General features: G+C 71.2%; 21 protein-coding genes. 14 read left to right on the top strand and 7 right to left on the bottom strand.

Features of this window, described 5'->3' with window-relative positions; translation table 11 throughout:
- Nucleotides 1–178: 178 nt before the first annotated feature.
- The 5 genes from thrS to ACIO3S_RS13165 all read left to right on the top strand — a co-directional run bounded on the left by thrS (nt 179) and on the right by ACIO3S_RS13165 (nt 6,937).
- A complete protein-coding gene (gene thrS / locus ACIO3S_RS13185) occupies nt 179–2,167 on the top strand; it encodes a threonine--tRNA ligase (RefSeq protein ID WP_400463999.1) in 1,989 nt (662 codons plus the stop codon).
- A 195-nt stretch (nt 2,168–2,362) separates the two neighbouring features.
- Complete coding sequence (locus tag ACIO3S_RS13180; RefSeq protein WP_400463996.1) at nt 2,363–3,358, top strand: diiron oxygenase; 996 nt, start codon at nt 2,363–2,365, stop codon at nt 3,356–3,358.
- 37 nt (nt 3,359–3,395) lie between these two features.
- Nucleotides 3,396–5,078 (top strand): FAD-dependent oxidoreductase, encoded by a 1,683-nt coding sequence (locus ACIO3S_RS13175; RefSeq protein ID WP_400463993.1) that lies wholly within the window; start codon nt 3,396–3,398, stop codon nt 5,076–5,078.
- A 14-nt stretch (nt 5,079–5,092) separates the two neighbouring features.
- Nucleotides 5,093–5,827 carry a TetR/AcrR family transcriptional regulator gene (locus ACIO3S_RS13170; protein WP_400463990.1) on the top strand — a complete coding sequence of 245 codons (735 nt, stop codon included), beginning with the start codon at nt 5,093–5,095 and terminating at the stop codon, nt 5,825–5,827.
- Between the two features lie 57 nt (nt 5,828–5,884).
- Nucleotides 5,885–6,937: a M36 family metallopeptidase gene (locus ACIO3S_RS13165; RefSeq protein ID WP_400463987.1), complete on the top strand. Its 1,053-nt coding sequence runs from the start codon at nt 5,885–5,887 to the stop codon at nt 6,935–6,937.
- A gap of 16 nt (nt 6,938–6,953) precedes the next feature.
- On the opposite strand, the gene ACIO3S_RS13160 is transcribed toward ACIO3S_RS13165, so the two are convergent.
- Together ACIO3S_RS13160 and ACIO3S_RS13155 are read right to left on the bottom strand one after the other, a co-directional pair.
- Complete coding sequence (locus ACIO3S_RS13160) at nt 6,954–7,616, bottom strand: response regulator transcription factor (protein WP_160022814.1); 663 nt, start codon at nt 7,614–7,616, stop codon at nt 6,954–6,956.
- Nucleotides 7,595–8,866, bottom strand: coding sequence for a sensor histidine kinase (locus ACIO3S_RS13155; RefSeq protein WP_400463983.1), 1,272 nt, complete (start codon nt 8,864–8,866; stop codon nt 7,595–7,597). The genes ACIO3S_RS13160 and ACIO3S_RS13155 overlap by 22 nt, the downstream gene beginning before the upstream one ends.
- A 109-nt stretch (nt 8,867–8,975) precedes the next feature.
- Between ACIO3S_RS13155 and ACIO3S_RS13150 the strand changes: the two genes are divergently transcribed.
- Genes ACIO3S_RS13150 through ACIO3S_RS13140 form a run of 3 tightly spaced genes read left to right on the top strand, consistent with a single transcriptional unit; the run spans nt 8,976 to nt 12,244 of the window.
- The gene (locus ACIO3S_RS13150) at nt 8,976–9,767 is read left to right on the top strand and encodes an ABC transporter ATP-binding protein (protein ID WP_400463980.1); all 792 of its coding nucleotides are present in this window, start codon (nt 8,976–8,978) and stop codon (nt 9,765–9,767) included.
- Nucleotides 9,764–11,647 carry an FtsX-like permease family protein gene (locus ACIO3S_RS13145; protein WP_400463977.1) on the top strand — a complete coding sequence of 628 codons (1,884 nt, stop codon included), beginning with the start codon at nt 9,764–9,766 and terminating at the stop codon, nt 11,645–11,647. The genes ACIO3S_RS13150 and ACIO3S_RS13145 overlap by 4 nt, the downstream gene beginning before the upstream one ends.
- Nucleotides 11,648–11,701: 54 nt before the next feature.
- On the top strand, nt 11,702–12,244 hold the full coding sequence (locus ACIO3S_RS13140) for an HIT family protein (RefSeq protein WP_400464633.1): 543 nt from the start codon (nt 11,702–11,704) through the stop codon (nt 12,242–12,244).
- 14 nt (nt 12,245–12,258) lie between these two features.
- Here the strand turns inward: ACIO3S_RS13140 and ACIO3S_RS13135 are convergent, their stop codons facing one another.
- The 4 genes from ACIO3S_RS13135 to ACIO3S_RS13120 are packed head-to-tail and all read right to left on the bottom strand — an operon-like array spanning nt 12,259 to nt 17,276.
- A complete protein-coding gene (locus ACIO3S_RS13135) occupies nt 12,259–13,647 on the bottom strand; it encodes a GntP family permease (RefSeq protein WP_400463974.1) in 1,389 nt (462 codons plus the stop codon).
- A 36-nt stretch (nt 13,648–13,683) separates the two neighbouring features.
- The gene (locus tag ACIO3S_RS13130; protein ID WP_400463971.1) at nt 13,684–14,325 is read right to left on the bottom strand and encodes a bifunctional 4-hydroxy-2-oxoglutarate aldolase/2-dehydro-3-deoxy-phosphogluconate aldolase; all 642 of its coding nucleotides are present in this window, start codon (nt 14,323–14,325) and stop codon (nt 13,684–13,686) included.
- Nucleotides 14,322–15,932, bottom strand: a complete 1,611-nt coding sequence (locus tag ACIO3S_RS13125; RefSeq protein ID WP_400463968.1) for an amidohydrolase family protein — start codon at nt 15,930–15,932, stop codon at nt 14,322–14,324. The genes ACIO3S_RS13130 and ACIO3S_RS13125 overlap by 4 nt, the downstream gene beginning before the upstream one ends.
- Before the next feature lie 12 nt (nt 15,933–15,944).
- A complete protein-coding gene (locus ACIO3S_RS13120) occupies nt 15,945–17,276 on the bottom strand; it encodes an amino acid deaminase (RefSeq protein ID WP_400463965.1) in 1,332 nt (443 codons plus the stop codon).
- A gap of 125 nt (nt 17,277–17,401) precedes the next feature.
- Here ACIO3S_RS13120 and ACIO3S_RS13115 point away from each other — a divergent pair, with 125 nt between their 5' ends.
- The 3 genes from ACIO3S_RS13115 to ACIO3S_RS13105 are packed head-to-tail and all read left to right on the top strand — an operon-like array spanning nt 17,402 to nt 19,598.
- A complete protein-coding gene (locus tag ACIO3S_RS13115) occupies nt 17,402–18,421 on the top strand; it encodes a sugar kinase (RefSeq protein WP_400463962.1) in 1,020 nt (339 codons plus the stop codon).
- A complete protein-coding gene (locus ACIO3S_RS13110; protein WP_400463959.1) occupies nt 18,418–19,167 on the top strand; it encodes an IclR family transcriptional regulator in 750 nt (249 codons plus the stop codon). Before ACIO3S_RS13115 ends, ACIO3S_RS13110 begins: the two co-directional genes overlap by 4 nt.
- Nucleotides 19,168–19,193: 26 nt before the next feature.
- Nucleotides 19,194–19,598, top strand: coding sequence for a RidA family protein (locus tag ACIO3S_RS13105; protein ID WP_400463956.1), 405 nt, complete (start codon nt 19,194–19,196; stop codon nt 19,596–19,598).
- Here ACIO3S_RS13105 and ACIO3S_RS13100 read toward each other — a convergent pair.
- Nucleotides 19,595–21,766, bottom strand: coding sequence for an acyltransferase family protein (locus tag ACIO3S_RS13100; RefSeq protein WP_400463953.1), 2,172 nt, complete (start codon nt 21,764–21,766; stop codon nt 19,595–19,597). The genes ACIO3S_RS13105 and ACIO3S_RS13100 overlap by 4 nt on opposite strands.
- A gap of 191 nt (nt 21,767–21,957) precedes the next feature.
- Between ACIO3S_RS13100 and ACIO3S_RS13095 the strand changes: the two genes are divergently transcribed.
- The 3 genes from ACIO3S_RS13095 (at nt 21,958) to ACIO3S_RS13085 (ending at nt 25,170) form a co-directional block, all read left to right on the top strand.
- Complete coding sequence (locus ACIO3S_RS13095) at nt 21,958–23,076, top strand: sugar ABC transporter substrate-binding protein (protein WP_400463950.1); 1,119 nt, start codon at nt 21,958–21,960, stop codon at nt 23,074–23,076.
- Complete coding sequence (locus tag ACIO3S_RS13090; protein ID WP_400463947.1) at nt 23,073–23,822, top strand: ATP-binding cassette domain-containing protein; 750 nt, start codon at nt 23,073–23,075, stop codon at nt 23,820–23,822. Before ACIO3S_RS13095 ends, ACIO3S_RS13090 begins: the two co-directional genes overlap by 4 nt.
- Before the next feature lie 79 nt (nt 23,823–23,901).
- Complete coding sequence (locus ACIO3S_RS13085) at nt 23,902–25,170, top strand: sugar ABC transporter permease (RefSeq protein ID WP_400463944.1); 1,269 nt, start codon at nt 23,902–23,904, stop codon at nt 25,168–25,170.
- Nucleotides 25,171–25,301: the final 131 nt, after the last annotated feature.

The raw sequence follows: 25,301 nt of genomic DNA, 5'->3' as shown, positions 1-25,301 counted from the left end.
CCACGGGTTCTCGTCAACCGAGTCGAAGACTCGGCACCGTCCGGGCCGCTGCGCGCCTGTCTCACGACCGTATCTGACACGGGTTCACCCATTCGCAGTACGCCGCCGGCGGCGGATACGATCGGAACGCCGCGCGAGCATCGCGGTCCACACACCACTGGAACCCACAGGAGCATCCGTGTCCGAGATCAAGATCGCCGTACTCACCCCCGACGGGCGCGAGGAACGGGCGGTCACTACGGGCACGAAGGCGTGGGAGCTCTTCGCGGACAACCCCGACGTGATCGCGGCCAGGGTCGGGAAGGACCTGAAGGACCTCTCCTACGAGCTGGTCGACGGCGACGCCGTCGAGGGCGTCCTGATCGACTCCAAGGACGGCCACGACATCCTGCGCCACTCGACCGCGCACGTGATGGCGCAGGCGGTGCAGGAGCTCTTCCCGGAGGCCAAGCTCGGCATCGGACCGCCGATCACCGACGGCTTCTACTACGACTTCGACGTCGAGACCCCGTTCCACCCGGAGGACCTGGTCAAGATCGAGTCCCGGATGAAGAAGATCATCAAGGCCAACCAGAAGTTCTCCCGCCGAGTCACCACCGACGAGGACGCCCGCGTCGAGCTGGCCGACGAGCCCTACAAGCTCGAGTTGATCGGCCTCAAGGGCTCGGCTGCCGACGCCGCCGAAGGTGCCAGCGCCGAGGTCGGCGGCGGCGAGCTGACCATCTACGACAACCTCGACCGCAACGGCGAGATCGCGTGGAAGGACCTGTGCCGTGGCCCGCACCTGCCGACCACCAAGCGGATCCCGGCCTTCAAGCTGATGCGCAGCGCTGCTGCGTACTGGCGCGGCGACGAGAAGAACAAGCAGCTCCAGCGCATCTACGGCACCGCCTGGGAGTCCAAGGAGGCGCTCGACGCCCACCTGGTCCGGATCGAGGAGGCCGAGCGCCGCGACCACCGCAAGCTCGGCCGCGAGCTCGACCTGTTCTCCTTCCCGGACGAGATCGGCTCCGGCCTCCCGGTCTTCCACCCCAAGGGCGGGATCATCAAGCGGGAGATGGAGGACTACGTACGCGCCAAGCACATCGAGCACGGCTTCGAGTACGTCGGCACCCCGCACATCGCGCGCGAGCAGCTCTTCCACACCTCGGGCCATCTGCCCTACTACGGCGACGGCATGTTCCCGGCGCTGGACGTGGACGGCCAGGACTACCGCCTCAAGGCGATGAACTGCCCGATGCACAACCTGATCTTCCGTTCGCGCGGACGCTCCTACCGCGAGCTGCCGCTGCGGCTGTTCGAGTTCGGGTCGGTCTACCGCAACGAGAAGTCGGGCGTCATCCACGGGCTCACCCGCGTGCGTGGCTTCGCCCAGGACGACTCCCACTCCTACTGCACCAAGGAGCAGGCGCCGGCCGAGGTCAAGCACCTGCTCGACTTCATGCTGACCGTGCTCAAGGACTTCGGTCTCGACGACTTCTACCTGGAGATGTCGACCCGCGACGACTCCAACAAGGACAAGTTCGTCGGCAGCGACGAGGACTGGGCCGAGGCCACCAAGATCCTCGAGGACGTGGCGTCCGAGACCGGTCTCGACCTCGTGCCCGACCCGGGCGGTGCGGCGTTCTACGGGCCGAAGATCTCCGTCCAGGCCAAGGACGCGATCGGCCGGACCTGGCAGATGGGCACGGTCCAGTACGACTTCAACCAGCCGGCCGCGGACCGGTTCAACCTGGAGTACCAGGCCGCCGACGGCACCCGCCAGCAGCCGGTGATGATCCACTCGGCCAAGTTCGGTTCGATCGAGCGGTTCCTGGGCGTGCTGGTCGAGCACTACGCCGGCGCCATGCCGCCGTGGCTCGCCCCGGTCCAGGTCGTCGGGATCCCGGTCGCCGACGCGTTCGACGACTACCTCTACGAGGTCGCCGCCAAGCTGAAGGCCAAGGGCATCCGGGTCGAGGTCGACGAGTCCGACGACCGCTTCCAGAAGAAGATCCGCAACGCCCAGCTCCAGAAGATCCCGTTCATGCTGATCGCCGGTGGCGAGGACGTCGAGAAGGGCGCGGTCAGCTTCCGCTACCGCGACGGCCACCAGGAGAACGGCATCCCGGTCGACGAGGCGATCGAGCGGATCGTCGCCGCTGTGGAGTCGCACGAGCAAGTCTGACCCGAGACCTCTCGAGGGCGGTGCGTGACATGTCACGCACCGCCCTCGCGGCATTTCCGGCGGGCCGCCGAGCGGCGGAAAGATAAACGTGACACGAAGTCGCGCGTACTCTTGTTATCGGGACGCGTGTCCGGGTAACGTGGGTCACGTCGTTAGCAGCTCAACGTAGAACTCAACGGTGAAGGAGCGATCGTCATGACCGCCGTTCAGGATGAGAAGTCCACTGGATACGTCCGCCAGGGCAAGCAGGCCTACCTCGACACGCTTCGTACGCTGTCCGAGGCCTCGGTGGAGGTGCACTTCGACCCGTTCAAGGACATCGACTGGGACTCCGACGAGCTCGCGGTCCAGCCGGGCGATGAGCGCTGGATCCTCAACGACGCCGACGAGATCGGTGCCCACCCGTGGTACAAGGCGCTGTCCAAGGAGCGCCAGATCGAGATCGGGATGTACCGCTGGGCCCAGGTCGCCAAGGTCGGCCTGCAGTTCGAGCAGCTGCTCATCGGCGGCGTGATGAACCACCTGGTCTGGTCGAAGAACAACAACCCGGAGTTCCGCTACGCGACTCACGAGGTGACCGAGGAGACCCACCACACCCAGATGTTCCAGGAGTTCGTCAACCGGGTGAACCCGGACGTGGCGGGTGCGCCGACCTACTACAAGGTCCTGGTGCCGCTCCTCGCCTCGGCGGGTGCCTGGTTCCCGGAGGCGTTCTTCACCGGCATCCTCGCCGGTGAGGAGCCGATCGACCACCTGCAGAAGGGCGCGATGCGCGCCGGTGGCAGCCACCCGGCGGCCAACCGGATCATGCAGATCCACATCGCCGAGGAGGCCCGCCACATCGGCTTCGCCCACCAGTACCTCGAGCAGCACGTGCCCGAGCTGGGCCGGGTGAAGAAGACCCTGCTGGCCTACGTCTTCCCGATCATCATGCGCCTGCTCTGCGACGTGATCATGGTCCCGAGCAAGCAGGCCCGCCACGACATGGGCATCCCGGACGAGGTCGCCCGCGAGATCTGGTGGAAGTCGGAGGAGTCCGAGAAGCTGCTGCGTGACCTCTTCGGTGACGTACGCCTCCTGGCCGACAACCTCGGCATCCGCAAGGGCCCGGCCAAGCTGCTGTGGAGGATGACCGGCATCGACGGCCGCGCCTCGCGCTTCCGCGCCGAGCCGCGCGCGGCGTCCTACTGATCCCCTGAGCCCGACGCCCTAGAACGGTAGTCACAAAGTGCCTCATGTCGTCACTCAGTCGTGCTGTGCGGACGCCTCGTGCGTGGTCGCCTGCCCGGTCAACTGCATCCACCCCGCCCCGGGCGAGCCCGGCTTCGGCGAGGCCGAGATGCTCTACGTCGACGCCAAGAGCTGCGTCGACTGCGGAGCCTGCGTCACGGCGTGCCCGGCCGATGCGATCGTCCCGCACACGACCCTGACGGCCGCGCAGACGCCGTTCCTGGCGATCAACGCGGAGTACTTCGAGGTCTTCCCGCACAAGGACCGCACCCCGCTCGCCCTGGTCCACCCCCAGCGCCGGCTGACCCGCACTGGACCGTTCCGGGTCGCGGTGGTCGGCGCCGGGCCGGCGGGGATGTACGCCGCCGACGAGCTGCTCAAGCACCCCGAGATCTCCGTCGACGTCTTCGACCGGCTGCCGACGCCGTACGGCCTGGTCCGGGCCGGTGTAGCGCCCGACCACCAGAACACCAAGCAGGTCGAGAAGCTCTTCGCGCAGATCGAGTCGCAGCCCGGGTTCCGCTACTTCCTGGGCGTCGAGGTCGGCAAGGACGTCTCCCACGCCGAGCTGACCGCTCGCTACCACGCGGTCGTCTACACCGTCGGCGCGGCGAGCGACCGCGCTCTCGGGATCGAGGGCGACGACCTGCCCGGCTCGCTGAGCGCGACCGACTTCGTCGGCTGGTACAACGGCCACCCGGACAAACAGGACCTGCCCATCCACCTCGATGTGGAGTCCCTCCGGTCGCGTCGGGTCGTCCTGGTGGGCAACGGCAACGTGGCGCTCGACTGCGCCCGGATCCTTGCCGAGGACCCCGAGCGGCTGGCCCGGACCGACGTTGCCGAGGGACCGCTGGCGGTGCTGCGCGACAGCGCGGTGAAGGAGGTCGTCGTCCTCGGGCGCAGGGGGCCCGGGGAGGCGGCCTTCACCGTGCCCGAGCTGGTCGGGTTGATGGGCCACACCGGGATCAACGTCATCGTCGACACCGGAGACATGCCGATCGAGGTGGCGCTCGCCGGCGGCGGCACCACCACCCGGCTGTTGCGCGAGCTCGCCGGCCGCGAGGTCCGTCCGGAGCTGCGTACGATCGTCCTTCGCTTCCTCAGCTCGCCGGTGCGCGTGCTGGGTGAGGGCCGGGTCACCGGGGTCGAGGTCGGCCGCAACCGCCTCGAGCGCGACGAGAACGGCGTCGTCCGGGCGGTTCCGACCGGCGAGACCGAGGTCCTCGAGACCGGGATGCTGCTGCGTGCGGTCGGCTACAAAGGGCTGCCCGTGGCCGACCTTCCCTACGACGCCGCGACCGGCACCGTCCCCAACGAGCGCGGCCGGGTGCTCCCGGGCGTCTATGTCGCGGGCTGGGTCAAGCGCGGTCCCAACGGCTTCATCGGCACCAACAAGTCCGACGCCGAGGAGACGGTCGAGCAGCTGCTCGACGACCTCGACACGGACCGCATCCCGGCTCCGGTCGGTGACGCCGGTGAGATCACCGCGGTCGTACGCAGCCGCCAGCCCGGCATGGTCGACCTGGCCGGCTGGCAGGCGATCGACCGCGAGGAGAAGCGACGTGGCGCCGAGTCCGGCCGTCCGCGGGTGAAGATCACCGATGTCGAGGAGATGCGGGGCATCGCCGCGAAGTCGCGGAAACCCCGATACTCTCTTGGGCGTCGCAAGGAGCGCTGAGACGCTCTCGACAAATGTCACGGGAGCAGGGGGAGAAGCGGGTGGCCGAGAAGCGCGATGGTCGGCAGGACCGGTGGAGCAAGCACAACGAGCAGCGCCGCCAGCAGATCATCGACGCCGCGATCGCGGTGATCGAGGCCGGTGAGCCCGGCGCCGACGTGCAGGTGCAGCAGATCGCGGTGCGCGCCGGGCTGTCCCGCACGGTCATCTACCGCCACTTCGAGGACCGCGCCGACCTCGACCGGGCTGTCCAGCAGGCGATCCTCGACGGGCTCTGGTCCGATCTGCTGCCGGGGATCACCCTCGACGGCACGGTCCCGCAGATCATCGAGCGGATCATCGGCACCTACATCCACTGGGCGCGGGCGCATCCCGCCCTCCACCTCGCTGCCGACCACGACATCGAAGGCGGCGACGACGAGGGCCCGTTCCAGCAGGGGATGGAGCAGCTCGCCGGCCGGATCTCGGCGATCGTCGGCACCGCCGTCCTCGCCCTCGGGGGCACGCCCACCGAGGAGGAGGCTGAGGCCCTCGACCCGCTGATCTACGGTCTGGTCGGCGCGGTCTTCGGGGCCGTACGCCGCTGGCTGACCCGCACCGGCGACCGGCTGCCCGCCGAGACGCTGGAGCGGCTCACCGCTCGGTCCATCTGGTTCGTCATCGACGGCCATGCCCGCGGCTTCGGGATCGAGCTCGATCCCGACCTTCCTCTGGAAGAACTCCTGTCCAAGGACATCCTCGCGGTATAGCCTCCCGGTATCACCCGGCCACACGGCCGTTCATTCCAGGAGATGACCATGCCCCACATGCGCAGACTCTCGATCGCCGTCACCGCAGGCCTGGCGGCCACCGCCGGGTTCGCCGTCCCGCTGAGCCCGGTGACAGCGGCCCCAGGCAGCGGCTCCTCCGAGGGCACCGCCCGCGTGTTCATGGTCAACCCGGTCCAGTCCAGCAACGACCAGGACCTGACCGACCAGAAGGACGCCGCTAGCGCGGTCCCGGACAGCGCCTACGCCGAGGTGCCGCTCACCCACCTGGACGGCTCGGGCTACCTCCGCGGCGACTACGCCGTCGTCGAGTCGAGCACCGGCACGCCTGCGTACTCCACGACCAACAGCTACTCCTACGACCGCCACCAGGACCAGTTCGAGCAGGTCATGGGCTACTTCTGGGTGACCCGGGCGCAGACCTACCTGCACACCCTCGGCTTCGGCGAGACGCTCCCGGGCGTCCTGAACCAGCCGTTCTCGGTCAAGATCAACCAGTACGGCGGCGACAACTCCTACCAGACCGACAAGCCCTACCGGATCCGGCTGGGCAAGGGCGGTGTCGACGACGCCGAGGACGCCGAGGTGATCGTCCACGAGTACGGCCACGCCGTCCACGCCAGCCAGGTTCCCGGCTACGGCAGCAGCCTGGACGCCGGCGCGATCGGGGAGTCGTTCGGCGACTACCTCGCCGTGACCGTCGGGCTCGACGCCGCCTCGGAGTTCGGCTGGCCGGTCGCTGCCGACCCCTCCTGCCCGATGGACTGGGACGCGACCTCCTACACCGACGCCCCGCACTGCATCCGCAGCTTCCACCTCGACCTGACCCTCGAGGACCGCCGCAACCAGGTCCACTACGACGGCCAGATCTGGAGCCAGGCGCTGTGGGAGATCCGCGAGGGCTACGAGGCACTCGGCCTCTCCACCCGCGACTGGGACACCACGCTGATCTACTCCCAGTTCTCCTACGCCCCGGACACCAGCTTCCAGGCCGCGGCAGCCGAGACGTACGCCGCAGCGGCTGCTCGCGACGGCCAGGCCGCCGCCGACCTGGTCCGCGACCGGTTCGCCGCCCGGGGGATCACCTTCTGATCCCCACGCCGCTCGGCTAGGCCTCGCGCAGGTAGGCGAGGACGGCCGAGACGCGTCGGTCGGTGGTGGGGTCGAGGCGGAGCTTGGCGAAGATGTTGCCGACGTGCTTGCGCACGGCGGCCTCGGAGACGAAGAGCGCGGTGGCGATGCTGCCGTTGGTACGCCCCTCGGCCATCAGGCCCAGGACCTCTCGCTCGCGCTCCGAGAGCACGTCGAGCGGACCGTCTGGCTGGTGCCGGTTGAGGAGGCCGCGTACGACCTGCGGGTCGACGACGGTCTCGCCGCCGGCCACCCGGTCCAGGCTGTCGAGGAAGTCGCGGACGTGGCCGACCCGGTCCTTGAGCAGGTAGCCGATGCCGCCGCCACCGGTGGTGTCGAGGAGCTCAGCGAGGTAGGCGTCGGCGACGTAGGCCGAGAGCACCAGGACCGCCAGGTCGGGGTGCCGTCGGCGGAGCTCGGCAGCGGCGCGCAGCCCCTCGTCGGTGTGGGTCGGCGGCATCCGGATGTCGGTGATCACCACGTCGGGGCGGGTGTGGTCGGTGAAGGCGAGCAGGGCGTCGGCGTCGCCGACCGCGGCGATGACCTCGTGGCCGGCGCGCTCGAGGATGGCGAGGAGCCCCTCGCGCAGCAGCGCGGCGTCCTCGGCCAGGACGATCCTCAGGGGAGCACGGTCGGGCACGTCATCCTCACTTCCGTCGGTCCGCCCGGCGGGCTGGTGACCTCCAGGGTCCCGTCCAGGGCGGCCAGCCGGGTGGCCAGGCCGGCGAGCCCGCCCCCGGGACGCACGGTGGCGCCGCCGGCCCCATCATCGCGTACGCAGACCTGCAGCCGGTCACCGGTGACCTGCCCCTGCACGCGCGCGGAGCGGGCATGGGCATGGCGGACCGCATTGGTGAGCGCCTCGGCGACCACGAAGTACGCCGCGGCCTCGACCGGCGCCGGCAGTCGACCGTCCACCCGCAGGTCGACCGAGACCGGCAGCCCGGCGGCGTCGGCGAGCTCGCGGACGGCAGCGGTGAGCCCGTGGTCGACCAGCACCCGCGGATGGATCCCGCGGACGGTGGCGCGGAGCTCGGCCAGCGCCGTCTCGGCCTGGGCGTGGGCCTGCCGGACGAGGTCGAGCCCAGCACCCTCGGACACCTCCAGCTCGGCCAGGCCGAGCGTCATGGTCAGCGCGACCAGCCGCTGCTGCGCGCCGTCGTGCAGGTCGCGCTCGATCCGGCTGCGCTCGGTCTCGAAGGCGTCGACGAGGTCGACCCGGGACCGGCGCAGGTCGGCGACTGCCACGGCCAGCCGGGCCTGGGCCGGTTCGAGCAGGAGCCGCGCTAGGCTGGCCTGGGCGGCGGCGAGGAGGGTGGCGGCGTACAGGCCGGCGATCAGCAGCAGCAGCCCCGGGGCCACGGCGATCCAGGCCTCGGTGGGCGTGGTGAGCTGCCAGGGTCCGAAGGCGACGGGACCGTCGATCCGGACCAGGGCCGGGGCGAGCACGAGCACGCCCGGGATGGTGATGATCAGGTTGAGCGCGACGGCGTCGACCAGCCACATGACCGTGGCGAACAGCACGGTGTAGCCGACCTCGGGTCCGGAGATCCGCAGCCGGCGCAGTGCCCGGAGCCGGTCGCTCCAGGCGATCGGCGCAGGCTCGGCCGATCCCGGACGTGCCTCGGGCAGGATCAGCCGGAGGCGTACCCGCTCCACGTCGGCGACGAGCGCCGCCAGCAGCGGGATCCCGGCGAGAACCAGCACCCCGACCAGGATGACCAGGGTGAGCAGTCCGACGCCGACCAGCACGAACAGCAGGACGGCGACGACGAGACCGACCAGCGCACCGGAGGCCAGGTAGGCCAGGGCGCGCCAGGGCCAGCTGGAGGCGAGCAGCCGCCAGGGCGAGGAGCGCAGCGCGGCCCAGACGTCGGGTGGAGGTCTCATGCCCCTCGAGCCTAGGCACTCACGACCCCGCGGCGGGGTAGCGCACGCGCTACCTCGCCGTGGCGTCTGCGCCCGTGTGCGCGCCGCCTAGGAGGCGTTTGCTGGAACCATGACCGCCACCATCCCGGACGCCGTCCACGCTCCCCGGCCGCCCGGCCCGCCCGCCGTCGTGCTCGACGACGTCACCCGCACCTATCGCTCCCGCTCCGGCAAGGTCGACGCACTGCGGGGCGTGAGCCATGCCTTCGCCGCCGGGACGTTCACCGCGATCATGGGCCCCTCGGGATCGGGCAAGTCCACGCTGATGCAGATCGCCGCCGGCCTCGACCGGCCCACCCGGGGCAGCGTCCGGGTCGCAGGCACCGCCCTGGCCGGCCTGAACCGGACGACCCTTACGAAGCTGCGCCGACAGATGATGGGCTTCGTGTTCCAGCAGTACAACCTGCTCGACGCTCTCACCGCGTACGACAACGTCGCCCTGCCCGCCCGCCTCGCCGGGCGGCGCCCGGATCGCGCTCAGGTGGTCGGGGCGCTCGAGCAGGTCGGTCTGCATGGGCTCGCCAGGCGGCGGCCGCCGGAGCTCTCCGGTGGCCAGCAGCAGCGCGTCGCGATCGCGCGTGCGCTGCACGCCCGGCCGGCTGTGCTCTTCGCCGACGAGCCCACCGGCGCGCTGGACCGTCACGCCGGACGCGAGGTGCTCGAGCTGCTGCGCAACCTCGTCGACGCGCCGGTGACCCACGGGCCGGCGCAGACGGTCGTGATGGTCACCCACGACCCGCTCGCCGCCTCGTATGCCGACAGCGTGCTGTTCCTCGCCGACGGCCAAGTCGTCGGGCAGATGGAGCGCAGCGACGCCGCCCGGATCGCCGCCCGCATGGCCGAGCTGGAGCCGCTGCGATGAGCGTCGTCGCGATGGTCGCGCACAGCCTGAAGAGCCTGCGCCAGTCCTGGCCTCCCTACGCCGGGGCCGCCGTCGCTCTCGCCGGCGGTATCGCCCTGATCACCCTCGCCACCAACATGCTGGGAGCGCTCGGCACCGCCACCGACGGGCTGGACCCGCAGACCCGGACGCAGATCGACGACCTCGGGTCGCTGTTCGGCATCATGGCCGGAATCTCGCTCTTCCTGGCGCTCTTCGTGGTCTCCTCGACCTTCGGGTTCGTGGTGGCCACCCGGCGCCGCGAGCTCGGCCTGCTCCGTCTGCTCGGCGCCACCCCGCGCCAGGTCCGGACCCTGCTGCTCGGGGAGGCGCTCGCGGTCGCGGCCGTCGGCACGTTCGCGGGCTGCCTGCTCGGCACCGCGGTGACGGTGCCGGTGCTGCGCATCCTGCACCAGGCCGGGGTCACCCCGGTCCTGCTGGCGATGCCGAGCCAGGGCACCGGATGGGCGATCGCCGCCTCCTGCGGTGTCGGGGTCGCCCTGGTCGGGGCCTGGCGCGCGGGCGCCCGCGCCGGACGTACGCAGCCGGTCGAGGCGCTCCGCGACGCGGTCCTCGAGCGACGACGACCGACGGTGATCCAGGCGCTGGTCGCGCTCACCGCGGCCGGCGCGCTGGTCGCGACCGCCGTGCTCGCACCCGAGATGCCGCTGCTGTTCGCCCTGCTCGTGGGCATGTTCCTGCCGATCGTCGCCGTGATCGGGGCCAACGCGGTGGGCGGCCTGCTCTACACCGAGCTCGCGGCGTACGCCGGTGCCACGGTGGCGCGCCGGGACCCGGCGGCGCACCTGGCCCGTGACCTCGCCCGCACCAGCAGCCGGATGACCGCCGCTGTGGCGGCGCCGGTGGTGGCCATCATGGCGGTGGCCGGCTCGATGGTGCTCGCGGTCGGTGCGACCGCGGACTGGAGCGAGGGCGCCGACCGGGCCGCGCTCAGGTCGGAGCTGGTCGTCGAGGAGGCAGAGCGCCCCGAGCGGATCCAGGACGTGCCCGGGGTGGGGGTGAGCGACGTACGCCGCACGGCGCAGGTCGGGTTCGGGGGCGGTCCCGACGACGTCGAGGTCGTCGACGTCTCCAGCGCTGCCGCGACGCGCAGCCTGCAGGCGACGCAGGGGAGTCTCACCGACCTGCACGGCCGGGCGATGGCGGTCACCGCCTCCTACGTCACCGACCTCGGCGGCCGGGTCGGCCAGACCCGCCGGATGCGCATCGACGGCCGGGTCGTCGAGGTGCGTCTGGTCGCCGTCGTCCCCGACGCCCCGAACCTGTGGAGCGACATCATCGTGCCCGACGACCTGCCACGCATCGACAGGGTCGCCCGCGACACCGGCACGGTCTTCGTGCGCACCGACGCCGGCGCGGACGTCGGCGGGACCGCACGCTCGATCCGGGAGACCGGGGCAAAGGTGAGCACCGGCGAGGAGTGGGTCGGCACGGTCTCGGCAGAGGCGCGCGAGATGAACACGGTCGTGCTGTGGGTGATGCTCGGCCCGGCCGGGGTCTACGCCGCGATCGCGGCCGTCAACGCGGTCCTGATCGGGGCGAGCCAGCGCCGCCGCCAGACCGCCACCGCCCGGCTCGTCGGCGCCACCTCTGCCCAGGTGCGCCGGACCGCGCTCTGGGAGACGGTGTTCACCGGCGCCGGCGCTCTGCTGGTCGGCGGCGCGGTCACCGGGTTCACCGGCTGGCTGATGCGGCAGGCGGTCGTACGCGACGTGCCCGAGGCGCCGCTGACGTTCCCCTGGCAGGCGCTGTCCGGGATCACGTCGGCCTGCCTGGTCGTGCTGCTCGCCGCCGCCGTCGCCGGGGCGTACGCGCTGCGGGGCGGGGAAGCGCCCGACTGAGCCTGTCCTGAAGGGGCCTGTGAGGGGTTAAGTAGTGTTTGCCGCGTGACAGAGATGGACGGCGTACTCACCCAGGACGGCATCGGCGAGGGCGACGGTCTGGAGCGGCTGTGGACGCCCTACCGGATGGCCTACATCCGCGGCGAGAACAAGCCCACCGACCCCTCGGAGACGGAGTGCCCGTTCTGCCGGGTGCCGACGCTCGAGGACGCCGAGGGCCTGGTCGTCCACCGCGGCGAGACCTGCTTCGTGGTGCTCAACCTCTATCCGTACGCCCCGGGCCACATGATGGTGTGCCCCTACCGCCACATCGCCGGCTACGTCGAGACCACCGACGAGGAGGCCGCCGAGATGGCGGTGCTCACCAAGCAGGCCGTACGCACCCTCGCAGGCGTCTCGCAGGCCGAGGGCTTCAACATCGGGATGAACCAGGGCACCGCGGGCGGCGCCGGCATCGCCGCCCACCTGCACCAGCACATCGTGCCCCGTTGGGTCGGCGACCAGAACTTCATGCCGATCATCGGCCGCACCAAGACCCTGCCGCAGCTGCTGACCGACACCCGCGACCTGCTCGCGCAGGCGTGGGCGTCGGCCTAGCAGTTCGACCTGGGTCAGACGATCGCCCAGGCCACGGCGGCGGCCGCGAAGCCGACGATCGAGAGCACGGTCTCCAGCACCGTCCAGGTCGCCAGGGTCTGCTTCACGGTGAGGTTGAAGTAGCGCGAGACGATCCAGAAGCCGCCGTCGTTGACGTGGCTGAGGATGATCGAGCCGGCGGCGATCGCGACGGCGATCACCGCGAGCTCGGGCTGCGAGTAGCCGGTGCCGAGGGTCGGCGCGATGATGCCGCCGGTGGTCACGATCGCCACGGTCGCGGAGCCCTGGGCGATCCGGAGCGCGCAGGAGATGACGTAGGCCAGCAGCAGGATCGGCAGTCCGGCGTCGGAGAGCACGTCAGCGAGCGCGGTGCCTACACCGGTCGCGGTGATCACCGCGCCGAAGAAGGCGCCGGCGCCGACGACGAGCAGGATCATGCCGACCGGCCGCAGCGAGGCGCCGGTGAACTCGGAGATCTCCTCGAGGCTCATCCCGCGCCGGATGCCGAGCAGCCAGAAGGCGAGGAGCACCGCGATGGTGAGCGCGATCGCCGGGTTGCCGAAGAAGGTGAGCAGGCTGAGCAGCCGGCCCGGGTCGAGCAGCATCGTGCCGAAGGTCGCGCCGAGGATCAGGACCAGTGGCACCGCGATGACCCCGAGGACGAGGGAGAGCGCGACCGGCGTGGCGGGTGTCTTGTCCTGCTCCGACTCGGTCTCCGCGACCAGGAACTCCTCGGGCACCGAGACCTGGACCCGACGGGCGATCCACGTGGGGAAGAGGATCCCGGCCGCGGCGAACGCGGGCAGGCCGCACAGCAGGCCCATGATGATCAGCCAGCCGAGGTCGACGCCGAGGAGGCCGCCCAGCGCCGTGGGGCCGGGGTGGGGAGGCAGGAAGGCATGCGTCATCGACAGGCCCGCGAGAACCGGGAGGGCGTATAGGACGAGCGACTTGCCGCCGCGGTGAGCCGCGACGTAGACCAGCGGCGCGAGCACGAAGATGCCGATGTCGAAGAAGACCGGGATGCCGAAGATCAGGCCGACCAGGCCCATCGCGACCGGGGTGCCGCGCTCGCCGAAGATGCCGATCAGCCTCGCGGCGAGGACATCGGCGCCGCCGGACCGCTCGAGCAGCGACCCGAGGACGGTGCCGAGACCGATGATGAGCGCGATGTGGCCCAGTACGCCGCCGAAGCCGGTCTCGATGAGCGACTCCTTCGCGGAGAGGGCGGTGCCCACCATCTGCTCGACGGACAGGCCGGCCGCGACGGCGAGGCCGATGCCGCTGATGAAGAGGGCGATGAAGGGTTCGAGCTTGACCTTGATGATCAGGAAGAGGAGCACGGCGATCGCCGCTGCGCAGAGCAGCAGCAGGCCGGTGGTGCTTGTCTGGAGCCAATGCATGGTTGGTTCTCCCGTGGTGTCGGGTGGGGGATGGATTCAGCGCAGAGCTGCACGGAACCGGGCGGCGTTGGTGGTGATCTGCTCCCACCGGGCCTCGTCGACGTCGGCGGGCTGGACCACCGACGTCCCGGCGGTCACGGCGATGGCGCCGGCCCGCAGGAACTCCGCGGCGTTGTCTTCGTCGACTCCGCCGGAAGGGATCAGGGCGACCTCGGGGAAAGGTCCCCGCAGGTCGGAGAAGTAGCGCGGGCCGACGGCCCGTGCCGGGAAGATCTTGACCGCATCGGCGCCGAGCGTGGTCGCGGTGAGGACCTCGGTCGGGGTGAGGGCACCGAGGACGACGGCTGCACCCGCGGCGTGACCCTCTGCGACGATCTCCGCCGCCTCCGGCGGCAGGCCGGGCGTCACCAGGAACCGGGCGCCGGCCGCGAGCGCGGCGCGAGCCTGATCGGCGCTCAGCACCGTTCCGGCGCCGACCACGATGTCGTCGGCCTCGATCCGGGCGCTGACCTGGGCGAGGAGATCGGTGAGGCCCGGGGTCGTGTAGGTCAGCTCGACGGTCCGAATGCCCCCGGCGGCCAGTGCGTGGCAGAGCGCGACGGGGTCGTCGAGCCGGGAGGCGCGTACGACGACCAGCGCCTGGTCGGCCCGTAGCGTCTCGATCACGTGGTTGCTCATCGGGCTCGGGTCCCTTCGTCGGTGCGGCGCAGTGCCCGTCCGGGCAGTGCGTCCGTGCGCTGGCCGTCCTCGATGACGGCGGTGCCGTTGACCAGCACCCAGTCGATGCCGCGCGCCTGCTGCCGCGGCTGCTCGAACGTGGCGGTGTCCTGGACCGTGTCGGGGTCGAGGAGCACCAGGTCGGCGGCGTACCCCTCCCGGACGAGGCCACGCTCGCGCAGCTTGAGCCTGGCCGCGGGACGGCCGGTGAGGTGGTGGACGCAGTCGACCAGGTCGAGCACACCGAGCTCGCGTACGTAGCGGGCGAGGTAGCGGGGGAAGGTGCCCCACGCGCGCGGGTGCGGGCGCTCGCCGACGAGGATCGCGTCGCTGCCGCCGCAGTGGGTGCGGTGCCGCATGATCGTCTGCACGTTCTCCTCGTGGCCGACGTGCTGGAGGATCGTCGTGGCCAGCCGGTCGCGGACGAGCAGGTCGAAGAAGACGTCCGTGGCCACCTGGCCGGTCTCCTCGGCGATCTCGGCGACGGTCCGGCCGACGTGACGCGACAGCTCGGGGTTGCGTACGCCGCTGATCTGGATCGTGCGCCAGTCGGTCACGCAGCCGTGGCAGCCGTCGGTGCCGACATGGTCGAGCTCGTGCGCGATCCGGGCACGGTCCCCGGGGTCCGCGATCCGCGCGAGCAGGGCGTCGGGACCGCCGGAGGTCGACCAGCTGGGCAGCACGGCGCTGAGCGTGGTGGCGCCGGGGAGGTAGGGGTAGGTGTCGAGGGTGATGTCGCCCCCGTCGGCCAGCCCCGCGTCGATGATGTCGATCAGGTCCCCGGCGCGCCCGCGGTTGGGCTCGAAGTTCATGGTCGCGTGGGTCAGGTGCAGAGCGCACCCGGAGGCCCGGGCGACCTCGATCATCTCGGCGTACGCCTCCAGCGCACCGGCTCCGTAGGACCGGTGGTGCGGGCTGTAGTAGCCGCCCGCCTCGGCGACGACCCGGCACAGCGTGGCCAGCTCGTCGTCGTCGGCGAACATGCTCGGCGGGTAGGTCAGACCGCTGCTCATGCCCACGGCACCCTCGTCGAGGCCGACCCGGAGCAGCCGAGCCATCTCGGCGATCTCGGCAGGGGTGGCGGGCCGGTCGTCGGGGCCGACGACCATCAGCCGCAGAGTCCCCTGCGGCACGAGGTACGCCGCGTTGCACGCGATCCCGTGGTCGAGGCGGTCCAGGTAGCCGGCGACGGTGTCCCAGTCGAAGTCGAAGTCGTCCGGCTCGCCGTTCCAGCCCGCGATCTGGCGGCGCAGGTGGGCGCGCGCCGCCGGGTCGGCGGGCGCGAACGAGAGGCCGTCCTGGCCGACGACCTCGAGCGTGACGCCCTGGCTCACCTTCGCGGTGTGGTCGGGGTTCACCAGGATCTGCAGGTCCGAGTGGGCGTGCATGTCGATGAACCCCGGTGTCAGCGCCCGCCCGGCGGCGTCGATGGTGCGCCGCGCGACCGGTGCCGGAGCATCGGTGTGGATGCCGGTGATCCGCCCGGCGTCGATGCTGACGTGGGCGTGGAAGGCCGGAGCGCCGCTGCCGTCGATGACGGTCGCGTCCCGGATGAGCAGGTCGGTCATGGTGGGGTCCTCTCAGAACCAGGTGCGCACGAGGTCGACGACGAGCGGGTCGTCGGCGTCGGCGTCGTCGAGGACCGGGATGAGGCCCCACTTGTCGAAGGCGGTGCACGGGTGCGAGAGCCCGAGACGGAGCTCGTCGCCGATCAGGACGGGCGCCTCGGTGGCGGGGTCCCAGCGGAGGAAGCCGTGCTGGTCGTTGAGCGCGGTCACCGCGACCCCGGAGAGCGGGGTCGCGGGGGAGCCGGTCGTCCGTGCCCGCAGCAGCTGCGCCTCGGGCATGCCCTCGTCGAAGGGAAGGTCGCGTTTGCCAGCGTCGAAGAGCGCGAGGCCCGGCTCCGGCTGGGAGGAGATTCGCACCCAGCCGTGGAGAGCGCTGCGCAGGCCGGGGCCGGTCGTGCGGGGTTCGCTCCCCAGCGGCGAGATGCCGCGGTAGAAGCCGTCGTCGTGGGTGATGTAGGCGCCGCTGCGGAGCACCATGCGGGCCTCCTCGTCGGCCACCAACGGAGCGAGCGCGTCGGCGACCTGCTCGAAGTAGGCGCTGCCGCCCGCGCTCACCACCGGCGTCCGACCGGCGGGCAGCAGGCGGGAGATCCGCCGGTGCAGGGAGACCAGGCTGTCGACGTACGCATGGACGACGCCGAGCGCGGCCTCGTCGGTGGTGTGCGCCAGGGCGCCCTCGTAGCCGGTGACCCCGGCGAGCTCCAGGTGGGGTGAGCCCGCGACGGCCTCGGCCACGGCGACCGCGGTCGCCTCGTCACGGGCGCCGGTGCGACCGCCCGTGGCGCCACGCTCGACGAGGACGCCGAGCGGTCGGCGTGGCCCGGCCTCGGCGGCATGGGCGGCGAGCGCCTCGTGCATCAGGGCGACCGTCCGTGGCGAGTCGGCCCACACCAGCACCTCCAGCCCCGCGTCGTCGGTGATCTGGTCGGAGATCCAGCGCAGGGTGAGCGGGGAGACGATCGCGTTGGCCACGATCACCCGGGAGACGCCGAAGGCGCGGGCGACGGCGAGCTGGGGGAGGTTCGCCACGGTGATCGCCCAGGCGCCGGCGGCGAGCTGTTCGGCCCACAGCTGCGGAGCCATCGTGGTCTTGCCGTGCGGAGCCAGGGCGATGCCGCGCTCCGCGCACCAGGCGGCCAGCACGTCACGGTTGTGGGTCATCGCGACGCGTGAGAGGGAGAGCACGGGCGTGGGCAGCTGCGAGAGCCGGGGCGCAGCCTCGAGCACCTCGGCGACCGTACGTCCCCACAGCGCGGGCGGGATCGCCTTGTGGCGCCAGTCGACCCGCTCCTCGCGCAGCGCCGCGACGGCCGCTGTGTCGATGTGGGCTGCCGGGTGATCCATGGCCCATCCTTCCTTTGTTGCACATTATGCAACGATGATTGCGTATTTCGATTCGTTAGTTGTAGCATCGGGCACACCGGGCGTCAACGGCTCGGCGATGAACCAACAGGGGAGGAGCTCCATCCGTGGGCAGCAGCGGAGACGTGCGAGTGGTCTGTCTCGGGGAGGCGATGGTCGTCCTGCGTCCGGAGGGCGACCAGCCGCTCGCCGGGGCGACGACCCTGCGCCGTTCGGTCGGTGGCGCCGAGGCCAACGTGGCCGGCGCCCTGGCCGCCCTCGGGGTGCGGACCGCCTGGGTGTCCCGGCTCGGTCAGGACCCGTTCGGCGACGTCGTGACCGACGACCTGACCGGCCGCGGCGTGATCGTCGAGGCCGAGCGCGATCCCGAGCGCCCGACCGGGATCTACGTCAAGGACCCCGCCCCCGGCGGCAGCCGCATGCACTACTACCGAGCCGGATCCGCGGCGGCCGCGATGGACGCCGCCCTGCTGGACCGACCCGGCGTCATGGAGGCGCTGGCCTCGGCCGAGGTGGTGCACACCTCCGGGATCACCCTCGGCATCCTCGAGGAGGGATCGACGCTGGTCACCCGCCTGCTGGCGCTGCGCGACGAGCTCGGCTTCCGGCTCAGCGTCGACCTCAACTGGCGACCGGCCCTGTGGGCCGGGCGCAGCACCGCGCCGCTGATCGACCTGCTGCGCGCGGCCGACATCGTTCTGCTCGGGGCCGACGAGGCACGCGCAGCGCTCGGCGCGCATGCTCCGCAGGACCTCCGCGAGCTCCTGGGCGAGCGCCCTCGCCTGGTGATCAAGGCCGACTCCCACGCGGCCGGGGAGTACGACGCGGACGGAAGCGCCACCCAGGTCCCGGCGCTCCGGGTCGACGTCGTGGAGCCGGTCGGCGCGGGCGACGGCTTCGCGGCGGGCTACCTCGCCGCACTTGTCGACGGGACCGGCCCGGTCGGCCGGCTGCGTCAGGGCCACCTGGTCGCGGCGGGGGTGCTGGCCGCGACCGGCGACCACGCGCGGCCTCCGGCCGCCGACGTACGCGCCAGGCTGCTCGACTGCTCCGAGTACGACTGGGCCGCGACCCGGGTGAGCGCCGCCGGCATCGACTCCCCGGCGATCCGTGAGGCGGCCCGATGAGCCAGAGTCTCTCCCGCGCGCTGCAGATCCTCATCGAGCTCGGTGAGGGCGAGCGCTCCCTCGACCAGGTGGCCGCCAGCCTCGGCGTCCACAAGACCACCGCGATGCGGTTGCTGCACACCTTGGAGGCGGACCGCTTCGTACGCCGCGACGACCGCCAGCGCTACCACCTCGGCTCCCGGCTGTTCGCCCTCGGCACGGCGGCGCTCTCCCAGCACGCGATCCGCGACGTGGCCCAGCCCCACCTGACCCGCCTCGCGGCCGAGACGGGCGGCCAGGCCGTCCACCTGGCTGCGTACGAGAACGGCACGGCCATCTACCTCGCCAAGGTGGAGAGCACCCACTCGGTGCGGATGTACTCCCGGGTGGGTCTGCCCGCGGCCCTGCACGCGACAGCCGTCGGCAAGGTGCTGGTCGCGGGGCTGCCTCCGGGGGAGCAGGAGGCGGTGGTCGCCGGCATCGACTTCCGGCCGTTCACCAGCCGCACCATCCCCGACGCGGCGAGCTACCACGAGGTGCTCGCCCGGACCCGCGAGCAGGGCTGGGCCGAGGACGCCGCCGAGCACGAGGACTTCATCAACTGCGTCGGGGCGCCTGTACGCGACGAGGCCGGGCGCGTCGTCGCCGCGGTCTCTGTCTCCGTGCCCGACGTCATCCTGCCCCGCGAGGGGGTGCGCGCCCTGGTGCCGCAGCTCCTCGCGGCCACCGAAGCGATCTCCGCCGACTGGGCCGGCCGGAGCTCATGAGAACACCCCGAGAGGAAACCCATCCCATGTCCGACATCCGCATCTCCACCGACCAGGTCCCGGCTCCGGCGCACACCTTCTCCCAGGGCGTGGTCCGCGGCGGCCTGATCCAGGTCTCCGGTCAGGGCCCGGTCGACCCCGCCACGAACGAGTACCTGTTCCCCGGCGACGTGAAGGCCCAGACCGTACGCACCCTGCAGAACGTGGAGGCGATCCTGGCCGCCGCCGGTGCGGGCTTCGAGGACGTGCTGATGCTCCGGGTCTACCTCACCACCCGGGACGACTTCGCCGCGATGAACGACGCCTACGGCGAGTTCATCGGCTCGCGTGTCGCCGAGGGCGGCATCCTTCCGTGCCGCACGACCGTGATGACCGGCCTGCCGCGCGAGGAGATGCTCGTCGAGATCGACGCGCTCGCCGTCGCCCGTTAGTCGACGACCCGGGCGAGCTCCCGGCTGAGGTAGGGCGCCAGGGTGCGGGCGTAGCGCGAGGTGATGTGGTTGCCGTCGCGGTAGACGATGACGTTGCCGATCACCGCCGGGCAGACCTCGTCCTCGCAGAACAGGTGGGTCAGGTCGACGAGGTGCGCGTTGGGGTCGCGGGCGACCGCGTCGCGGTGCGGGTCCTTGACGAGTACGTCGGTGCGCGGCCGCCCGCACGCCTCGCCGGCGGTCTCGGGGGAATGCCGCTGGATGCAGCCCAGTGTGGTGCGCAGATAGGCGGCGTTGTCGGGCTCGAACATCGGGTTGTCGACGAGCGCGATCACCGGGACCTTCTTCGAGGGCCGGTGGCTCCAGGCCTCGACCAGACCGTCGACCGTCGACTCGTACGGCGTCTCGCCGCCCAGCGGCTGGGTCGTCTTGCGGGCCGAGTGGGTGACGATGATCGCGTCGAGGTCCTGCTGCTCGGGAGCGCGCAGGTAGGCCTCGAGCTGCCGGTTCCACTCCGCGCAGGCGGGGCGGTTGTCGGCGATGCTCCGGCCGAGCGGCCGGGTGTTCCAGTGGCAGGCGGCACGGGCGGCGACGTCGATGCGCCAGTTGCGCTGGTCGCCGATCAGGTCGAGGGCGCCGACCGGAGCGACCGCGTGCGAGTCGCCGACCATCAGCAGCCGCTTCCGGTAGCCCTCGAGTGCCCCGTTGGGGCAGGCGCTGAAGCGCACCGGACGCTCCTCGAACGACCAGCACTCGCCCCGGTTCTCGTCGTCCGCGCCGATCGCGGCCACCGCCGGGATCAGCTCGCCTCGAAGGTCGGGGTTGCGGCACGAGCCTCCCGTGGAGCTCGACGCCAGCGCCGACGCACCGAGGCACTCGGTCGTGAACGGGTCGGCGGTGGCGAGCCGGGCCGCCGCCGCGATCGCCCTGTCCTCGGAGTGCTCGATCGCGGCCAGGCCGCTCCAGCCGGCGCCGACGGCGACCACGAGAGCAGCCAGCGTTGCGACCAGGGCTCGCGGACCGCCGGGCCTGATGACGTACGTCTGGACCTGGCGGGTCACCAGCCGGTTGGTCGCCCAGGCGAGCAGCGTCGCGACGACCAGCACGCCCGCGGCCGAGGCGACGGTGAGCCGCTCCCCGCCGGCGTAGTAGAGCCACGCGATCAGCAGCGGCCAGTGCCACAGGTAGAGCTCATAGGAGATGTCGGCGACGAACCGCAGCGGGCGGGTCTCCAGCAGGCGCCGCGGCCCACGTGGCGACGGGGTGGAGCCGACCATCACCAGCAGCGCCCCGGCGACCGGCCACAGGGCCAGCGGCCCCGGGAAGTGGTCCGCCCCGTCCATCACGAAACCGCAGGTCACGACCAGGGCGAGGCCGGTCCACGCGGCGTACGGCTTGATCTTCTCGGGCAGGCTCAGGCGGCGCAGCGCGAGCGCGGTCAGGGCACCGGCGGCGATCTCCCAGAAGCGCGTGATGGAGTTGAAGTACGCAGCCGCCTGGTCGGCTCCGGTGACCTTGATCGCATAGGCGAAGGAGAGGGCGAAGGCGGCCGCGGTCAGGACGAACAGCACCCGGGCGAGGCTGTGCCGCCCCGGCCGGCCGCGCGCCACGACGCGCAGCACCAGAGCCAGCGCGACGACGACCAGCGGCCACAGCAGGAAGAACTGCCCCTGCACCGCGAGCGACCAGAAGTGCTGCACCGGCGTCGAGGACGGCCCCGCGGCGCCATAGGAGAGCTGGCTGGCGATGAGCTCCCAGTTGAGCGTGTAGGTCGCTGCCGCGATCAGCTCGCGGGTCGTCTGCGTCCACAGCGTCTGCGGGATGAAGACCACCATCAGCGCGGCAGTCGCCGCCAGCACGATCAGCGCCGGCGCGGCGAGCCGTGCGAACGTACGTCCGTAGTGCTCGCCCAGTCTCACCCGGCCGCGCTCGGCCCTGCCCACCAGCGACCGGGTGGCGAGGAAGCCGGAGATCACCAGGAAGACGTCGATCCCGCCCGAGACCCGGCCGTTGCCGAAGAGATGGAAGGCGACCACGAGCGCCAGGGCGATGCCGCGCAGGCCGTGGATCTCGCTGATGTGTCCAGAGGTGTGCCCAGATTTGGGGCTCTTGGGTTCGCTGTCTGCCCGGCTGGTCGTGGGCGTGCGGAAATCCGAGATGGCGGTCACGTGATCGCTGTTCTAGTGGACGTGGGCGGGTGGGAGCCGTCGCAACGTAACGAGCATTGGTGACCTGAAGGCATACGGCCGTTATCAATCCGCTGTCGAGATCTCCTCAGAACCGCTTCACATCGCCGCTGAAGGAGATAGGTTGCACCCCGACGTGACTTAGATCACACCCAGGACTGAGGAGTTCGACGATGAACACGCACAAGATCGGCCGCCTGATGGCGGTCGCAGCGGTGGCGACCCTGTCGACCGCATCGCTCGTGGCATGTGGAGGCTCGGATGACGGTGGCGACTCGGGAGACTCGGGCGGCACCGACGTCGGAGTGATCCTCCCCGACGCGACCACGTCTCCCCGATGGGAGTCCCAGGACCGGCCCAACCTCGAGAAGGCGTTCGCCGACGCCGGCCTCGAGGCGACGATCCAGAACGCCCAGGGCGACACCGCCAAGTTCGGTCAGCTGTGCGACAGCATGATCAACGAGAACGTCAAGGTCATCATCATCACCAACCTCGACTCCGAGTCGGGCGCGGCCTGCCTGAAGAAGGCCGCCGACGCGGGCGTGACGAGCATCGACTACGACCGGCTGACGCTCAACGGCGGTGCCTCCTACTACGTCTCCTTCGACAACGTGAAGGTCGGCGAGCTGATGGGCACGGGCCTCGACGAGTGCATCACCGCCGGGGGCAAGAAGGGCGGCAACATCGTCTACGTCAACGGCGCGGCCACCGACAACAACGCGGCCCTGTTCAAGTCGGGCTACGAGAAGGCGCTCGAGCCGAAGATCGCCGACGGCACCTACAAGCTCGTCGGCGACCAGTCGGGGGAGTGGGACGCCACCAAGGCCGGCAAGGTCTTCGACCAGATGTACACCGCCAACGGCGGAAAGATCGACGGCGTGGTCTCGGCCAACGACACCATGGCCGGCGGCATCATCGCCCGGCTGAAGGCCAACAACGCCCAGGGCAAGATCCCGGTGACCGGCCAGGACGCCTCGGTCGAGGGCCTGCAGAACATCCTGCAGGGCTTCCAGTGCGGCACCGTCTACAAGAACACCGCGCTCGAGGCCAAGGCCGCCGCGGACCTGGCGATCGCGCTGATCGAGGGCGACGAGGAGGCTGCCGAGGCGCTGGCCACCGGCAGCGTCGAGGACACCGAGGCCGGCACGGACGTGCCTTCGGTGCTCGCCGAGCCCGTCTGGGTCACCAAGGAGAGCGTCAAGACGGTCATCGAGGACGGCCAGGCCGACGCCGCCGAGGTGTGCGCCGGCGCGATCGCCGACCTGTGCACCGAGAACGGCGTGCCTCAGTGAGTTCGCTGCTGGAGCTGCACGGCGTCGAGAAGTCCTTCGGCGCCGTGCAGGTCCTGCGCGGAGTGGACCTCACGGTGCAGGCGGGCCGGGTCACCGCGCTCGTCGGTGACAACGGTGCCGGCAAGAGCACGCTGGTCAAGGGAATGGCCGGGATCCATCTCTTCGACGCCGGTGACTACCTCTTCGAGGGAGAGCCGGTGAAGGTGACCAACCCCAAGGACGCCGCCGCGCTCGGGATCGAGGTGGTCTACCAGGACCTCGCGCTGTGCGACAACCTCGACGTGGTCCACAACATGTTCCTCGGCCGGGAGATGAAGCGGCTCCGGCTGGTCGACGAGGACAGCATGGAGCAGCGTGCCCGTGAGACGCTGGACGGTCTCTCGGTGCGTACGCTGAAATCGGTGCGTACGCCGGTGGCCTCCCTCTCCGGTGGCCAGCGCCAGACCGTGGCGATCGCCCGCGCCGTGCTGTGGAACTCGAAGCTGGTCATCCTCGACGAGCCGACCGCGGCTCTCGGCGTGGCGCAGACCGAGCAGGTTCTCCGGCTGGTGCGGCGCCTGGCCGACCGGGGTCTCGGCGTCCTGCTGATCAGCCACAACCTCAACGACGTCTTCGAGGTCGCCGACGACATCGCGGTCCTGTATCTGGGCGGCATGGTCGGGCAGATCGAGGCCGCCTCCACGACGCGCGAACGGGTCGTCCAGGCGATCACCACCGGCGTCGTCCCTGAGGGAGGTGCGGCATGAGCGAGCGCAAGCGAGCGAGCGATCGGGCCTTGCATGCCACCGCCTCCGTATTCTGGCGCTTGCGCCACGGAGGTGTGGCATGAGTACCGACACCGATGACCCGACGATCGCCGCGGCACCGGACCCGGAGCCCGACAACTCGCTGGGCGGGATCTTCCGGGCCTACATGGCCAAGCTCAGGGGTGGTGAGGTCGGCTCGCTGCCCGCGGTGCTGGGTCTGATCGCCCTGGTCGTGGTCTTCTCCGCGCTGCGTCCCGAGCAGTTCACCAACTCGTTCAACTTCGCCAACCTGATCGGCCAGTCGGCAGGCGTGACCGTGCTCGCGATGGGCCTGGTCTTCGTGCTGCTGCTGGGCGAGATCGACCTGTCGGCGGGGTTCGCGGGCGGGACGTGCGCCGGGGTGCTCGGGGTGTGCCTGACCCGACAGGAGTGGCCACTGATCCCGGCGCTGCTGGCGGCTCTTCTCACCGGAGCGGTGATCGGCCTGACCATCGGGCTGCTGGTGGCTCGACTCGGGATCCCGTCGTTCGTGGTCACGCTGGCCGCGTTCCTCGGGCTGCAGGGCGTACTCCTGACGATGATCGGTGAGGGCGGGACGATCCCCATCCGCAACGACTTCATCAACGGCCTCAACAACGCCAACCTGCCGGTCTGGCTCGGCTGGGTGCTCGGCATCGTCTGCATCGTGGGCTATGCGGGTTCGACGTACATCACCGATGCGCGCCGCCGCGCCAAGAACCTCACGGTGCAGCCGATCCTGCTGTGGGCGCTGAAGACCGGGCTGTTGACGGTCGTGGTGCTCGCCGTGGTCGGCTACCTCTCCGTCGAGCGCAGCCGCAACCCGGCGCTGACCTCGCTCAAGGGGGTACCGGTCTCGCTGGTGGTGATCGTCGGCCTGCTGATCCTGCTCACCTTCACGCTGACCCGCACCGCCTGGGGCCGGCACGTCTACGCGGTCGGCGGCAACGCCGAGGCGGCACGGAGGGCCGGGATCAACGTGTTCCGGGTGCGCCTGTCGTGCTTCGTCCTCTGCTCCACCATGGCGGCGGTGGCCGGCATCATGATCGCCAGCCGGACCAACTCGGTGAACCCGAACACGGGCGGCGAGACGACCCTGCTGTACGCCGTGGGCGCCGCCGTCATCGGCGGCACCTCGCTCTTCGGCGGCAAGGGCCGGGTCATCGATGCCGTCATCGGCGGCACCGTCGTGGCCGTCATCGACAACGGGATGGGCCTGCTCGACCAGCCCCAGGGCACCGTCTGGATGGTCACCGGCCTGGTTCTCCTGGTCGCGGCCAGCGTCGACGCACTCTCCCGGCGGAGAGCATCGGCGACAGGGCACGTGTAGCCCTCCTCGCCGAGATCGCAGAAGTGGGGGGGGGGGGGGGGGGGGGGGGGGGGCGGGGGGGGGGGGGGGGGGGGGCGGGGTGGGGGGGGGGGGGGCGCGCCCCCCCCCCCCCCCCCCCCCCCCCCCCCCCC

Source organism: Nocardioides sp. NPDC087217 (assembly GCF_044744805.1).
Taxonomy (GTDB): Bacteria; Actinomycetota; Actinomycetes; order Propionibacteriales; family Nocardioidaceae; genus Nocardioides.
Note: the sequence above shows the minus strand (reverse complement) of the source record. Positions and strands in the feature narration are given on the sequence as shown.